This is a genomic window from Streptomyces racemochromogenes, from assembly GCF_039535215.1.
Taxonomy (GTDB): Bacteria; Actinomycetota; Actinomycetes; order Streptomycetales; family Streptomycetaceae; genus Streptomyces; species Streptomyces racemochromogenes.
The window spans coordinates 4,862,248-4,876,180 of the sequence record NZ_BAAAWT010000001.1 but is presented as its reverse complement, the minus strand read 5'-3'; the positions used below and the strand labels follow the sequence as shown (position 1 = coordinate 4,876,180).

The following is a 13,933-nucleotide window of genomic DNA, read 5'->3' as shown; positions in this document are numbered from 1 at the left end:
AGGCGATCACGAAGTGACGCGACGAAGGAGCGCCCTTGACAGGGCGGCCCGAACCGGAAGGACGATGGGACTGACGGGAAGCCCCCAACCATCGATGAGACCGCCCCAGGGGACACCGCCCCCACCCCCCGCCCCGCCCCCCTCACTCCTCCGGCGGGAACACCGCCTCCCCCGTGCCCGACAGGGTGATGAGGATGGCCTCCACCGGGCAGCCCTCGGCGGCCGTCAGGGTGGGTTCGTTGGCGGTCGTCTCCGCCGACCGGGGGTGGGCCTGGCGGGCCGAGTCGAGGGTGAAGGCGTCGGGGGCGTGGGTCACGCACATGCCCGAGCCGATGCAGACCCCCCGGTCGACCTCGACCTGCCAGCGGTCCCCTCGGTCCCCCATCACGCACCCGCCGGGAGGTGGATCATCTTGTGCTCCAGGTACTCGCCCAGTCCCTCCGGGCCGAACTCCCGCCCCACGCCGCTGTTCTTGTAGCCGCCGAACGGCCCCAGCATGTCCAGGCTGAAGGTGTTCACGTTGAAGGTGCCGGTGCGCACGCGCCGGGCGAAGTCGATGCCGTGCTCCACGTCGGCCGTCCAGACGCTGCCGCTCAGGCCGAACTCCGAGTCGTTGGCCACCCGTACGGCCTCCGCCTCGTCCCCGTACGGGATCAGGCACACGACCGGGCCGAAGATCTCCTCGCGGGCGATCCGCATCGAGTTGTCGACGTCGCCGAAGAGGGTGGGTTCCACGTACCAGCCCCGCTCCAGGCCCGCCGGGCGACCGCCGCCCGCCAGGACCTTCGCGCCCTCCTCCTGGCCGATCCGGATGTAGTCCAGCGAACGCCGCTGCTGCCGCTCGGCGACCAGCGGCCCGAGCTGCGTCGCCGGGTCCAGCGGGTCGCCGACCACGAGGGCGCCGGCGGCTGCCGCGAGGGCCTCGGCGACCTCCTCGTAGCGGCTGCGCGGGGCGAGGATCCGGGTCTGCGCCACGCACGCCTGGCCGTTGTTCATCCAGGCGGCGGGGACGATGCCCGCCACGGTGGCCGCCAGGTCCGCGTCCGGGAGGATCACGGCGGCGGACTTGCCGCCGAGTTCGAGGGTGACCCGGGTCAGGTTGCGGGCGGCGACCTCCATGACCCGCTTGCCGGCGGCGACGGAGCCGGTGAAGGCGACCTTGTCGACGCCGGGGTGCCCCACCAGGTACTCGCTGACCTCCCGGTCGGCGGGCAGGATGGACAGCACCCCCTCGGGCAGCCCGGCCTCCCGTGCGATGTCCGCCAGGATGAAGGAGTCCAGCGGGGCCTCGGGCGAGGGCTTGAGGACCACCGAGGAGCCGGTGAGCAGCGCGGGCGCGAGCTTCGCGGCGGCCACGAACTGGGGGACGTTCCACGGGATGACGGCGGCGACGACCCCGACCGGTTCGCGGCGTACGAGGATCGGGCCGAGCGCGCCCTGGCGGCGCTCCTCGTACGGGTAGGCGGCGGCGACCTTGATGGCGGAGTCGTAGACCATCATCGCGCCGAGCGCCTGGGCGAGGACGCTCCAGGAGTACGGGGAGCCGTTCTGGGAGCTGATGGAGCGGGCGATCTCCTCGTGCCGGACGGCGATGGCGTCCTTGATGCGGGAGACGACGGCGATCCGCTCCTCCAGGGACAGGCGGGGCCAGGGCCCCTCGTCGAAGGCCCTGCGGGCGACGGCGACGGCCCGGTCCACGTCCGCCTCGGAGGCGTGGGGGACGCTGCCGATGACCTGCTCGGTGTGGGGGGAGACGATCCGGATGGTGCCGGTGCCCAGCGGATCGGTCCATTCCCCGCCGATGAACAGTTGGCCGTGTTCCACGAGCTCGGTCATGTCCGATGCCTCCAGGGGCTGCGCACGATCTCACCGATGTCGCAGAACTGATACCAGTTCTAGTTCCAGGAGTCCACGGTCGGCACAGGGCTCCGGATGATCCGATGAACGGTCAGGGCTTTTGGGAAACGGTCGACTTGGGCTACTACTGAAACGCGTTCTCGTCAGAGCGGGCTCGAACCGGCGAACCACCACCCAGGGAGCACCCATGCCAGAGGTCATGCCACAGGTCACCGACCACGGCGGCGGTGTCCACGCCATCCAGGTCCCGATCCCCGACAACCCCCTCGGCCACACCCTCGTCCACGTCCTCGACACCGATGCCGGGCCCGTCCTGATCGACACCGGCTGGGACGACCCCGCCTCCTGGGACACCCTGACCGCCGGGCTCGGCGCGCTCGGGATCGCCGTCGCCGACGTGCACGGGGTGGTCATCACCCACCACCACCCGGACCACCACGGCCTGTCCGGGCGGGTGCGGGAGGCGTCGGGCGCGTGGATCGCGATGCACGCCGCCGACACCGAGGTCGTGCTGCGGACCCGCTCCTCCGAGCCGGGCGTCTGGTTCGACTACATGAGCGGGAAGCTGGCCGCCGCCGGGGCGCCCGAGGAGCACGTCGCCCCGCTCCGCGCGGCGCGGGCGAGCGGCCGCGTGCGCACCCTGCCCGGGCTCAGTGCCGCCGTGCCCGACCGGGAGATCGTCCCCGGCGAGCTGCTGCCCCTCGCCGGGCGCCGGCTCCGCGCGATCTGGACCCCCGGGCACACCCCCGGCCACGTCTGCCTGCACCTGGAGGAGCGGCACCCCGCCGGCCTCCCGGGCAACGGCCGGCTCTTCTCCGGTGACCACCTCCTGCCCGGGATCTCCCCGCACATCGGCCTGTACGAGGCGCCGGAGGACACCCGCGTCACCGACCCGCTCGGCGACTACCTCGACTCCCTCGAACGCGTCGGCCGCCTGGCGCCCGCCGAGGTGCTCCCGGCCCACCAGCACGCCTTCACCGACGCGCCCGCCCGCGTCCGGGAGCTGCTGGAGCACCACGAGGAGCGGCTGACCGGGCTGTGGCGGCTGCTGGCCGAGCCCCTGACCCCCTGGGAGCTCGCGGAGCGGATGGAGTGGAACCGGCCCTGGGAGCAGATCCCGTACGGCTCCCGGAACATCGCCGTCTCCGAAGCGGAGGCGCATCTGCGGCGGCTGGTGAAGCAGGGCCGGGCGGAGGCCGTCTCCGGGACGGAGCCGGTGGCCTACCGGGCGCTGTAGCCCGGCGGCGGGTATCGGCCAGGGCCGACCGTACGGGCCCCCGGGCCCCGGGGCCCGGGAGCTACGGGCCGGTAGAGTGAGCCCGTCGTCCACACATCCGTATGGGGGGAAGCCGGTGCGAATCCGGCGCTGACCCGCAGCCGTGACCCGGCCCGCACAACGCGGGACGGCAGCCGGAATGCCCCGTGCCGGAGGTGCGCGGCTCGTGCCGCCGGGGCCTCCGGCGGCCGGCACCGTCGAGGTAAACGGAGCCGGAGCCCGGTGCCTGCGCGTGCCTGTCTCCCGCCCCCCGTACGAGAGGCACCCGCCCCGCCATGAACGTCCGCCGCAGCGCAGCCGCGCTCGCCGCCTCCGCCGTGCTCTGCGTGGGCGCCGCCCCCGCCGCCCTCGCCGACACGCCGTCGCCCTCCGCGCCGCCGGTCGTCCCGTCGGGCCTGTTCGGCAAGGCCGACCCGACGTACGACGGGGTGTGGCGCCAGTCCCTCGCGCTGCTCGCGCAGCGCACGGTGGGCCTGAAGCCCGCCGCGCAGGCCGTGGACTGGCTCACCGGCCAGCAGTGCGCGGGCGGCGGCTTCGCCTCGTTCCGCGCGGACGCCGGCGCGGCCTGCGACGACAAGACGATGTACGACACCAACGCGACGGCGGTCGCCGTGCAGGCCATGAAGGCCCTCGGCGGCAAGGACGCGCAGGTCAAGAAGGCGACGGACTGGCTGAAGTCCGTACAGAACGACGACGGCGGCTGGGCGTACGTGCCCGGCTCGCCCAGCGAGGGCAGCTCCACCTCCCTCGTGATCAGCGCGCTCGCCACGGCCGGCGAGAAGCCCGCCGAGGTGAAGTCGAAGGCGGGCAAGTCCGCGTACGACGGCCTGCTCTCCTTCCAGCTCGGCTGCTCCGCCGAGCCGGCCGCCGACCGGGGCGCCTTCGGGTACCAGCCGGCCGACGGCAAGCTCGCCGCGAACGCCGACGCCACGGCCGCCGCCGCGCTGGCCGCCCTGGGCAAGGGCATCGTCGTCGAGCCGGCCGCCACGGACACCCCGGCCGCCGCCCTGGCCTGCCCGGCCGGCCCGGCCGACCCGGCGGGAGCGGCCCAGGGCGCGGCCGGCTACCTGGCCGAGGCGTTGAAGAAGGACGGCCACCTGACGGCCGTCACCCCGGGCTCCGACCAGCCCACGGCCGACACAGGCAACACCGCCGACGCCGTGATCGCCCTGGCCGCGGCCGGGCACCGGCAGGCGGCGGCGGGCGCCCTGGAGTGGCTGCAGAAGAACTCCACCGCGTGGGCCAACCGCAACCCGGCCGCACTGGCCACCCTGGTCCTGACCGCCCACGCGACGGGCACCGACCCGAAGGCCTTCGGCGGCGTCGACCTGGTGGCGGCGCTGAACGCCACGGGCCCGGCCCCGGTCGCGCCCGACGCCGAACCGCAGAAGGTGGAGGGCGAGGAGAAGCCGGGCTCCGGCAACCAGAACATCTGGTGGATCGTCGGCGCGGGCGCCGCGGCCGGCATGGGCATCGGCATCCTGCTGAGCGGCCGCAGGAAGAAGCAGCAGTGATCCGCCGCCGCACCCGCACCCGGGCCCGCCGCACGGCCGGCGCGCTGACCGGCGTCCTGGCCGTGCTGGGCCTCGTACTGGCCCTGTTCGCGGCGTCCCCCGCCCTGGCGGCCGGCTACCGCTACTGGTCGTTCTGGGACGGTGCGGGCGGCAGTTGGGCGTACGCCACCCAGGGCCCTTCGACGGCCCGCCCCGCGGACGGCGCCGTGCTCGGGTTCCGCTTCTCCGTGAGCAAGGACGCCGCCGCCGAGGCGGCCCGGCCGCGCGCCACCGCCGACTTCGAGGCGGTCTGCGGCGGCACCGCTCCGGCGGAGGGGAAGAAGCGGGTGGCGCTCGTCGTCGACTTCGGCGTGCCCGAGGACGCTCCCGCCGGCGAGGCCCCGCCGCAGGGCAGCCCGCGTACGGCCTGTGCGCAGTTGGCCCCCGCGGCGACGGCGGCCGAGGCCCTGGCGGAGGTGGCGAAGCCGCTGCGCTACAACGGCGCGGCGCTGCTGTGCGGGATCTCCGGCTATCCGAAGACGGGCTGCGGCGAGCCGATCGAGGACGCGGCACAGCCGAAGCCTTCCGCTTCGGCAGCGGCCTCGGCCGCTGCTTCCGCTTCGGCTTCGGCTTCGGCTTCGGCAGCCGCGGACGCCGGCTCGGACTCCCCGGGCAGCGGCCCCTCGGCCGGCCTGTTCCTGGGCGTCGCGGCGGTCCTCGCCCTGGGCGCCGCCGCCGTCTGGCAGTCCCGCCGCCGCAGGCGATGACGCCGCGCCCCACCCTCGGCGCGGGCACGCACGGCGCGGCACGTGCCCCCATATCCCCGGCCGGGCGCGGTGCCGCCGGGCGGCCGGGTACCCCGCACGGGCCGGCGTACGACCGCCGGAGGCGTTGGCGGGCCCCCGAGGCACGGCGCGGGAACGCTCTGCACGCGGGGGCCTGGTGGCTGTGGGCCCTGGGGCTTGCCACCGCCGCGTCCCGGACCACCAACCCGCTGCTGCTCGGGCTGATCGTCGGCGTCGCCGGGTACGTGGTGGCGGCGCGCCGGACGCAGGCGCCGTGGGCGCGTTCCTACGGGGCGTTCGTCAGGCTCGGCCTGTTCGTCATCGGGCTGCGGCTGGTCTTCTCGATGCTGCTGGGCTCGCCCATCCCCGGCACGCACACCCTGTTCACCCTCCCGGAGGTCCCGCTGCCCTCTTGGGCGCAGGGCATCCGGTTCGGCGGCCGGGTCACCGCCGAGCAGCTGGTCTTCGCCCTCTACGACGGCGCGAAGCTGGCGACCCTGCTGATCTGCGTGGGCGCGGCGAACGCGCTGGCCAATCCGGCGCGGCTGCTGAAGTCGCTCCCCGCCGCGCTCTACGAGGCGGGCGTGGCCGTCGTCGTGGCCATGACGTTCGCGCCGAACATGGTCGCGGACGTGGCCCGGCTGCGGACCGCCCGCCGGCTCCGCGGGCGCCCCACGGGCGGGGTGAAGGCCGTCCTCCAGATCGGGCTGCCGGTGCTGGAGGGCGCCCTGGAACGTTCCGTCGCGGTCGCCGCGTCGATGGACGCGCGCGGCTACGGGCGTACCGCGCAGGTCCCGCCGGCCGTGCGGCGCACCACGAACGCCCTCACCCTGGGCGGGCTGCTCGGCATGTGCGCCGGCACGTACGGGCTGCTCGCGGCGGAGGGTGCCGCGTACGGGCTGCCCGTGCTCGGCATCGGCCTCGTGCTGGCCCTCGCGGGGCTGCGCCTCGGCGGCCGGCGCAGCCTCCGCACCCGGTACCGGCCGGACCGGTGGGGGGTGCGGGCCTGGCTGGTCGCCGGTTCGGGCGCGGCGGTCGCGGCGCTGCTGGTCCACGCGGCCTCGGTGGATCCGGAGGGGCTGCGGCCGGGCGTGGTCCCGCTGGTCGCGCCCGCACTGCCGCTGTGGCCCGCGGCGGCGGTCCTGATCGGCCTGCTCCCGGCCTTCGTGGCCCCCGTACCTTCCGAGGAGTCCTCCCGTTGATCCGCTTCGAGCAGGTGTCGGTGACCTACGACGGTGCCGCGCGGCCGTCCCTCCGCGACGCGGACTTCACCCTCCCGGAAGGGGAGCTGACGCTCCTCGTCGGCCCGTCGGGGGTCGGCAAGTCGACCCTGCTGGGGGCGGTGTCGGGGCTGGTCCCGCACTTCACGGGCGGGACGCTGCGCGGGCGGGTGACGGTCGCGGGCCGGGACACGCGTACGCACATGCCGCGCGAGCTGGCGGACGTGGTGGGCACGGTCGGGCAGGATCCCGTGTCCCACTTCGTGACGGACGTGGTGGAGGACGAGCTGGCGTACGGGATGGAGTCCCTGGGCCTGCCGCCCGCGGTGATGCGGCGCCGGGTGGAGGAGACCCTCGACCTGCTCGGCCTGAACGAACTCCGCGACCGCCCGATCGCGACGCTCTCGGGGGGCCAGCAGCAGCGGGTGGCGATCGGTTCGGTCCTGACGACGCACCCGAAGGTGCTCGTCCTGGACGAGCCGACCTCCGCGCTGGACCCGGCGGCGGCGGAGGAGGTACTGGCGGTGCTCCAGCGGCTGGTGCACGACCTGGGCACGACGGTGCTGATGGCGGAGCACCGTCTGGAGCGGGTGGTCCAGTACGCCGACCGCGTCCTGCTCCTCCCGTCCCCGGGCGAGCCCCCGCGCCTGGGGACCCCGGCCGAGATCATGGCCGTCTCCCCGGTCCACCCCCCCGTGGTCTCCCTGGGCCGCCTCGCGGGCTGGACCCCGCTGCCCCTCTCGATCCGCGACGCCCGCCGCCAGGCCGCTCCGCTCAGGTCCCGCCTGTCCCTCGTCCCGTCCCTGCCGGCCCTGCCGGCCCTGCCGGGGGCGACCGTCCCGGCCCCGCTCTGCGGAACTGCCGCTGCGCGGGACGGGTCCCCTACCCGCCCTTCCACCGTTCCCAGGGGCTCCGCCCCTGACCCCGCGCCTCAAACGCCGGCGGGGCTGAACAACCGGGGCTCCGCGCCCGGTGCGCTCAAGCGCCGCGCGGGCTGGATTTCGCGCAGCGAAATTCCAGCCTCGCCGGCGTTTGAGGCGCGGGGGTCTGGGGGCGGAGCCCCCAGGAGGGGTCCGGGCGCAGCCCGGGGAACGGGCGAAGGGCGGGTAGGGGACCAGCCCCGCGCAGCGGCCCCCGCGGCCCCGGCACCGGCGGGCAGCGCCACCGGCGGCCTCCTCGCCCGGCTCCGCCGACTGGCCGGACGCCGTCCGGAGCCGGGCGCGGACGCCGGCCCCGCCACCCCGGCGGAGGCCTGCCGTACCGCCGCCTCCGCGAGGAACCTCGGCGTGCGCCGCGCCCGCACCGAGGTCCTGCACGACGTCACCCTCCAGGTGGCCCCCGGCGAGACCGTCGCCCTCATGGGCCGCAACGGCGCCGGCAAGTCCACCCTCCTCGCCGCACTCACCGGCACCCTGGCCCCCTCCACCGGCCAGGTGACCGTCGGCGGCCGCACCCCGCACCGCACCCCGCCCCCGGAGATGGTCCGCCGGGTCGGCCTGGTGCCGCAGGAGCCGCGCGACCTCCTCTACGCTGACACCGTCGCCGCCGAGTGCGCCGCGGCCGACGCCGACGCCGGGGCGGCCCCCGGGACCTGCCGGGCCCTGGTCGGCGACCTGCTGCCCGGGGTGCCGGACGACACCCACCCCCGGGACCTGTCCGAGGGGCAGCGCCTGACCCTGGCCCTGGCCCTGGTGCTGACGGCCCGCCCGGCCCTGCTCCTCCTCGACGAGCCGACCCGCGGTCTGGACTACGCGGCCAAGGCCCGCCTGGTGGCGACCCTGCGCGGACTCGCCGCCGAGGGCCACGCCATCGTCCTGGCGACGCACGACGTGGAGCTGGCCGCCGAGCTGGCCCACCGGGTGGTCGTCCTGGCGGGCGGGGAGATCGTCGCGGACGGTCCGACGGCCGAGGTCGTCGTCTCCTCGCCCGCCTTCGCGCCCCAGGTGGCGAAGGTCCTGGCGCCGGGCCACTGGCTCACGGTGTCCCAGGTCGCCGCCGCCCTGGAGACCGCCCCGTGACGAAGCCCCCCGTGACGAAGCCCCCCGCGCCGCCCCGCCCCGTCCGCGTCGGCCCCCGAGCCGCCGCGGCCCTGGTCCTGGTCACCCTCATCGGCATCGCCGCCTTCGGCTGGCCCCTGCTCGCCGACCGCCAGTCCGGCCTGGCCCACTCCCAGGACGCCCCGTGGCTGTTCGCCGCGCTGCTCCCCCTCCTCGTCGCCGTGGTCATCGCGACCATCGCCGACAACGGCATGGACTCCAAGGCCGTCGCCATGCTCGGGGTGCTCGCCGCGGTGGGGGCGGCGCTGCGGCCGCTGGGCGCGGGCACGGCCGGCCTGGAGCCCATGTTCTTCCTGATGGTGCTCAGCGGCCGTGTCCTCGGCCCCGGCTTCGGCTTCGTCCTCGGCTCCGTCACGATGTTCGCGTCCGCGCTGCTCACGGGCGGGGTCGGGCCGTGGATGCCGTTCCAGATGCTGGCCCTGGGCTGGTTCTCGCTGGGTGCCGGGCTGCTGCCGGGGCCGGAGCGGATCCGGGGGCGGGCCGAGCTGGCGATGCTCGCCGCGTACGGGTTCCTGGGCTCCTTCGCGTACGGCACGGTCATGAACCTGCAGGGCTGGGTGCTCCTGCAGGGCATGGGGCAGGGGATCTCCTTCCACCCCGGTGACCCGGTGCCGCAGAACCTGGCGCGCTTCGCCGCGTACTGCCTGGCGACCTCGGTGGGCTGGGACCTGGGGCGGGCCGCGCTGACGGTCGTCCTCACGCTCACCCTCGGCGGCACGCTGCTGAGGGCGCTGCGCAGGGCGACTCGGAAAGCCGCGTTCGACGCGCCCGTTTCCTTCGATTCGGGGGCTGGAAGTGACGCGGGACACCCACCACACAGGGTCTGACCGGTTACGTGGGGTGACATCCGGGCGGTCTGCCGGTGAGGCGGCCCACAGGACCCAGGTCACATCCGGCCCGGGTTAGTAGCCCGCCCGGCCCGCTCCCGCCCGCGTTTCGGGCCGGGGCGCGGGTCCCGGTGTGCGAGGGCGGCTAGTAGGTGGCGGCTTTGCCACGGCGTCTGGGGCCTGGCTAACTGGGTGATGTCGCCGAGGCGGCCGGGGCGCGAGCCCCCCGCCGGCAGAGCCCCTCCCACCTGTGTGAGTGGTTCACGCATGTCTTCGGCATGCGGCGGCCGTCCTTGTTCCCGTCGGAAGGTTCCTCCGTGTCCAACGCTGTCATCCGCCGCATCGCCGCTTCGAAGAAGGCTCTGGCCGGTTCCGTGCTCGCCCTGGGTGTCGCGGGTTCCGTGCTCGCCGCCGTTCCGGCGCAGGCGGCTCCGACGGGCGCCAAGGCGATCGCCCAGCAGATGATCAAGGACCCGGCCCAGTTCGCCGCCTTCGACAAGATCGTCACGCACGAGAGCGGCTGGGACTACACCGCCACGAACTCCTCCTCCGGCGCCTACGGCCTGGTCCAGGCGCTGCCCGCGTCGAAGATGTCCTCCGCGGGCTCGGACTGGAAGACCAACCCGGCCACCCAGATCAAGTGGGGCCTGGACTACATGAACGAGCGCTACGGCAGCCCCGTCGCGGCCTGGAACTTCTGGCAGGCCAACCACTGGTACTAGACCGGCGGGCACCACAGCAGCAGACGTGTGAAGGCCCCGGTGGCCGGCCTCCCCAGGCCGGCCACCGGGGCCTTCCGCCCATCCCATCCCAGGGGGTTCAGCGGGCGCCCGGAGCGGTGCTCACAGGCGCTGGATGATCGTGCCGGTCGCCAGCGCGCCGCCCGCGCACATGGTGATCAGCGCGAATTCCTTGTCGCGCCGCTCCAGCTCGTGCAGCGCGGTGGTGATCAGCCGGGCGCCGGTGGCGCCGACGGGGTGGCCGAGGGCGATGCCGCCGCCGTTCACGTTGACCTTCTCCAGGTCCTGGCCGAAGACCTGCGCCCAGCTGAGGACGACGGAGGCGAAGGCCTCGTTGATCTCGACGAGGTCGATGTCCTTGAGGGACATCCCGGCCTTGCCCAGCACGGCCCGGGTGGCGTCGATCGGGCCGTCCAGGTGGAAGTGCGGGTCGGAGCCCACCAGCGCCTGGGCGACGATCCGGGCGCGCGGCCTGAGCTTGAGCGCGCGGGCCATCTTGCGCGAGGCCCACATCACGGCGGCGGCGCCGTCGGATATCTGGGAGGAGTTCCCGGCGGTGTGCACGGCCGTCGGCATGACCGGCTTCAGCCGGGCCAGGCCCTCCATGCTGGTGTCGCGCAGCCCCTCGTCCCGGTCGACCAGCCGCCACATGCCCTGCCCCGCGGCCTGCTCCTCCTCCGTCGTCGGCACCTGGACGGCGAAGGTCTCGCGCTTGAAGCGCTCCTCGGCCCAGGCGGTGGCGGCCCGCTCCTGCGAGAGCACGCCGAGCCGGTCGACGTCCTCGCGGGTCAGGCCCCGGTGCCGGGCGATCCGCTCGGCGGCCTCGAACTGGTTGGGGAGGTCGACGTTCCACTCGTCCGGGAAGGGCTTGCCAGGGCCGTGCTTGGAGCCGGATCCGAGCGGGACGCGGCTCATGGCCTCGACCCCGCAGGCGATGCCGATGTCGATGACGCCGCCGGAGACCATGTTGGCGACCATGTGGTTGGCCTGCTGGGAGCTGCCGCACTGGCAGTCGACGGTGGTCGCGGCGGTCTCGTACGGGAGTCCCATGGCGAGCCAGGCGTTGCGGGCGGGGTTCATGGACTGTTCGCCGGCGTGGGTGACGGTGCCGCCGACGATCTGCTCGACGCAGTCGGGCTGGATTCCGGTTCGGGCCAGGAGTTCGCGGTAGGTCTCGCCGAGGAGGTAGGCGGGATGGAGGTTGGCCAGGGCTCCCCCGCGTTTCCCGATGGGGGTGCGTACGGCTTCGACGATGACGGGTTCCGCGGCCATGAGCTCGTCCTCTCCTGCACACTCTGCACAGCGCCGGCGTGGCGGGCCGTCCGGCGACTGCCCCGCGCGAACTAGTACGCGTTCTACTTCTCCCCCGCAGTCTTATGACCTCGGCGCCCGGCACGCAAGGGTCTTGCACGCGGCTTCCACGGATTCCACACGCAACAGTTGACGCGGGAGCCCTTGTGACTTCTAGAACTCGTTACTACCTTCAAGCCAACATCTGATGGGCCGTCAGACCCTTGTCAGACCTTGGAGTCGCCCGATGCCCTGTCCCGCGCTGCCCGAAGGCTTCGACGCCACCGACCCCGACATCCTCCAGGACCGCGTCCCCTTCCCGGAGTTCGCTCAGCTGCGGCAGACCGCGCCCGTGTGGTGGTGCCCGCAGCGGCGGGGCGTCACCGGATTCGACGACGAGGGCTACTGGGCCGTCACCCGGCACGCGGACGTCAAGTACGTCTCCACGCACCCGGAGCTGTTCTCCTCCACCACCAACACGGCGATCATCCGCTTCAACGAGCACATCCAGCGCGAACAGATAGATGCCCAGCGCCTGATCATGCTGAACATGGATCCGCCGGAGCACACCCGCGTACGCCAGATCGTGCAGCGCGGCTTCACCCCGCGCGCGATCCGCGGCCTGGAGCAGGCGCTGCGCGACCGAGCCCGGAAGATCGTGGAGGAGGCCCGGGAGGCCTCCGCGGACGGCTCGTTCGACTTCGTCACGCAGGTGGCGTGCGAACTCCCGCTCCAGGCGATCGCCGAACTCATCGGCGTACCGCAGGAGGACCGCTCCCGCATCTTCGACTGGTCGAACAAAATGATCGCGTACGACGACCCCGAGTACGCGATCACCGAGGAGGCCGGCTCCAACGCGGCCGTGGAACTCATCGGCTACGCGATGAACCTCGCCGCCGAGCGCAAGGAGTGCCCGGCCAAGGACATCGTCACGCAGCTGGTGGCGGCGGAGGGCGAGGGCAACCTGCGCTCCGACGAGTTCGGCCTCTTCGTGCTGCTGCTGGCGGTCGCGGGCAACGAGACCACCCGCAACGCCATCAGCCACGGCATGCACGCCTTCCTCACCCACCCCGAGCAGTGGGAGCTGTACAAGGCGACCCGGCCGTCGACCGCCGCCGAGGAGATCGTGCGCTGGGCCACGCCCGTGGTGTCCTTCCAGCGGACCGCCACCCGGGACACCGAACTCGGCGGCCAGAAGATCAAGGCCGGCGACCGGGTGGGGCTCTTCTACTCCTCCGCCAACCACGACCCCGAGGTCTTCGAGGACCCGGACGCCTTCGACATCACCCGCGACCCGAACCCCCACCTCGGCTTCGGCGGCGGGGGCCCGCACTTCTGCCTCGGCAAGTCCCTGGCGATCCTGGAGATCGACCTGATCTTCAACGCCCTGGCCGACGCCCTGCCCGACCTGCGCGCCGCCTCGGACGGACCCCGGCGGCTCCGCGCGGCCTGGCTCAACGGCATCAAGGAGCTCCGGGTCAGCGCCGGCTGACGGACCCACGAACCGCGGGCCGGCGCGAGCCCGCCCGTGAACCGGTGCGGCAGGGGCCGCCACACCCACGCCCCGGCCCCTGCCGTCCGCCGGTGTGCCGCCGCGCCGTCCGCCGGTACACCGCTACGCCGTCCGCCGGTGCGGTGTTCGCCCGAGTGGCGGAATCCCGCGACCTGGCCGATCCTGACAGGACGCGACGATCCACCGAAGGGGCGCCGGGGACACCATGCCCCGGCGTTCCTTCGGCCAATGCCCGCCCCCTCCAGGTCGCGTGCCCCTCCGTCAGGCGGGTCGCAGGACCGCGCAGGTCGTCGTCCCGTGGGCGTAGAGCTTGCCGTCGTGCGTGCCGACGACCCGGGCCTCGGCGGTCGCGGTGGTACGGCCGACGTGCAGGGCCGTGCCCTCGCAGCGCAGGGCGGGGGTGTCCGCCAGGACCGGGCGGATCATGTGGACCCCCAGCTGGACGGTGGTGTAGGCGGTGCCCGCCGGCAGCCGGGTCATCACGGCCGAACCGAGCGCCGAGTCCAGCAGGGTCGCCAGGAAACCGCCGTGGACCGTGCCCATCGGGTTCAGCAGGTGGTCGCCGGGGTCCCCCTCGAAGACGACGGAGCCCTCCTCGACCTCGGTGAGCCGGAAGCCCAGGGTGCTCATCATCGAGGCGGCCGGCAGGGTGCCCTTCAGCGCCGCCCGGAGGATCTCCAGGCCGCTCATGCCCAGGATCTCCGGCGTGGCCGCGGGCCTCGGCTCCCAGGTGTGGGTACGGCTGCGCAGGCCCTCGGGGGCGGTGGTGCGATACGTGGTCATGCCATCGACCCCAGGCGGGGCGCCACCCGCCCGGGAGTGTCGGATCCGGCAGCTTGCGGATCGATTCCGACACCCCGGCGGCCCGGGTCCCG

Annotated in this window: 12 protein-coding genes and 1 riboswitch; of the genes, 8 read left to right on the top strand and 4 right to left on the bottom strand. The window is 74.2% G+C overall.

Going from position 1 to position 13,933, the window contains the following annotated elements:
• Positions 1 to 142 precede the first annotated feature (142 nt).
• Both ABD973_RS22450 and ABD973_RS22445 read right to left on the bottom strand, forming a co-directional pair.
• Positions 143 to 385, bottom strand: a complete 243-nt coding sequence (locus ABD973_RS22450; protein ID WP_345501738.1) for a ferredoxin — start codon at positions 383 to 385, stop codon at positions 143 to 145.
• Entirely contained in the window at positions 385 to 1,836 is a 1,452-nt protein-coding gene (locus ABD973_RS22445) for an aldehyde dehydrogenase (RefSeq protein WP_125821002.1), read from the bottom strand. The genes ABD973_RS22450 and ABD973_RS22445 overlap by 1 nt, the downstream gene beginning before the upstream one ends.
• Before the next feature lie 220 nt (positions 1,837 to 2,056).
• Here ABD973_RS22445 and ABD973_RS22440 point away from each other — a divergent pair, with 220 nt between their 5' ends.
• From ABD973_RS22440 to ABD973_RS22410, 7 genes are all read left to right on the top strand, one after another.
• Positions 2,057 to 3,094 carry a Strvi_7410 family MBL fold metallo-hydrolase gene (locus tag ABD973_RS22440; protein WP_486389282.1) on the top strand — a complete coding sequence of 346 codons (1,038 nt, stop codon included), beginning with the start codon at positions 2,057 to 2,059 and terminating at the stop codon, positions 3,092 to 3,094.
• A 106-nt stretch (positions 3,095 to 3,200) separates the two neighbouring features.
• Positions 3,201 to 3,277: riboswitch (cobalamin riboswitch) on the top strand.
• Between the two features lie 131 nt (positions 3,278 to 3,408).
• Positions 3,409 to 4,647 (top strand): SCO2321 family membrane protein, encoded by a 1,239-nt coding sequence (locus tag ABD973_RS22435; RefSeq protein WP_125821004.1) that lies wholly within the window; start codon positions 3,409 to 3,411, stop codon positions 4,645 to 4,647.
• The gene (locus ABD973_RS22430; protein WP_386381728.1) at positions 4,644 to 5,393 is read left to right on the top strand and encodes an SCO2322 family protein; all 750 of its coding nucleotides are present in this window, start codon (positions 4,644 to 4,646) and stop codon (positions 5,391 to 5,393) included. Before ABD973_RS22435 ends, ABD973_RS22430 begins: the two co-directional genes overlap by 4 nt.
• The gene (locus ABD973_RS22425) at positions 5,390 to 6,613 is read left to right on the top strand and encodes an energy-coupling factor transporter transmembrane component T family protein (protein ID WP_345501733.1); all 1,224 of its coding nucleotides are present in this window, start codon (positions 5,390 to 5,392) and stop codon (positions 6,611 to 6,613) included. The genes ABD973_RS22430 and ABD973_RS22425 overlap by 4 nt, the downstream gene beginning before the upstream one ends.
• Complete coding sequence (locus ABD973_RS22420) at positions 6,610 to 8,649, top strand: ABC transporter ATP-binding protein (protein WP_345501731.1); 2,040 nt, start codon at positions 6,610 to 6,612, stop codon at positions 8,647 to 8,649. Before ABD973_RS22425 ends, ABD973_RS22420 begins: the two co-directional genes overlap by 4 nt.
• Before the next feature lie 11 nt (positions 8,650 to 8,660).
• Entirely contained in the window at positions 8,661 to 9,515 is an 855-nt protein-coding gene (locus tag ABD973_RS22415) for an ECF transporter S component (protein WP_345501730.1), read from the top strand.
• Positions 9,516 to 9,832: 317 nt separating this feature from the next.
• Complete coding sequence (locus ABD973_RS22410) at positions 9,833 to 10,237, top strand: aggregation-promoting factor C-terminal-like domain-containing protein (RefSeq protein WP_468621963.1); 405 nt, start codon at positions 9,833 to 9,835, stop codon at positions 10,235 to 10,237.
• Between the two features lie 120 nt (positions 10,238 to 10,357).
• Here ABD973_RS22410 and ABD973_RS22405 read toward each other — a convergent pair whose 3' ends face one another.
• Positions 10,358 to 11,527 carry a steroid 3-ketoacyl-CoA thiolase gene (locus tag ABD973_RS22405; protein ID WP_125603843.1) on the bottom strand — a complete coding sequence of 390 codons (1,170 nt, stop codon included), beginning with the start codon at positions 11,525 to 11,527 and terminating at the stop codon, positions 10,358 to 10,360.
• A gap of 265 nt (positions 11,528 to 11,792) precedes the next feature.
• Here ABD973_RS22405 and ABD973_RS22400 point away from each other — a divergent pair, with 265 nt between their 5' ends.
• A complete protein-coding gene (locus tag ABD973_RS22400) occupies positions 11,793 to 13,037 on the top strand; it encodes a cytochrome P450 (protein WP_125821008.1) in 1,245 nt (414 codons plus the stop codon).
• 282 nt (positions 13,038 to 13,319) lie between these two features.
• On the opposite strand, the gene ABD973_RS22395 is transcribed toward ABD973_RS22400, so the two are convergent.
• The gene (locus tag ABD973_RS22395; RefSeq protein ID WP_125603841.1) at positions 13,320 to 13,841 is read right to left on the bottom strand and encodes a PaaI family thioesterase; all 522 of its coding nucleotides are present in this window, start codon (positions 13,839 to 13,841) and stop codon (positions 13,320 to 13,322) included.
• Positions 13,842 to 13,933: the final 92 nt, after the last annotated feature.

Excerpts from the sequence above, each read along its gene's own strand:
- ABD973_RS22405 (WP_125603843.1), bottom strand. The coding sequence starts at position 11,527 with ATGGCCGCGGAACCCGTCATCGTCGAAGCCGTACGCACCCCCATCGGG.
- ABD973_RS22395 (WP_125603841.1), bottom strand. The coding sequence starts at position 13,841 with ATGACCACGTATCGCACCACCGCCCCCGAGGGCCTGCGCAGCCGTACC.
- ABD973_RS22400 (WP_125821008.1), top strand. The coding sequence starts at position 11,793 with ATGCCCTGTCCCGCGCTGCCCGAAGGCTTCGACGCCACCGACCCCGAC.
- ABD973_RS22435 (WP_125821004.1), top strand. The coding sequence starts at position 3,409 with ATGAACGTCCGCCGCAGCGCAGCCGCGCTCGCCGCCTCCGCCGTGCTC.
- ABD973_RS22450 (WP_345501738.1), bottom strand. The coding sequence starts at position 385 with ATGGGGGACCGAGGGGACCGCTGGCAGGTCGAGGTCGACCGGGGGGTC.
- ABD973_RS22425 (WP_345501733.1), top strand. The coding sequence starts at position 5,390 with ATGACGCCGCGCCCCACCCTCGGCGCGGGCACGCACGGCGCGGCACGT.
- ABD973_RS22445 (WP_125821002.1), bottom strand. The coding sequence starts at position 1,836 with ATGACCGAGCTCGTGGAACACGGCCAACTGTTCATCGGCGGGGAATGG.
- ABD973_RS22440 (WP_486389282.1), top strand. The coding sequence starts at position 2,057 with ATGCCACAGGTCACCGACCACGGCGGCGGTGTCCACGCCATCCAGGTC.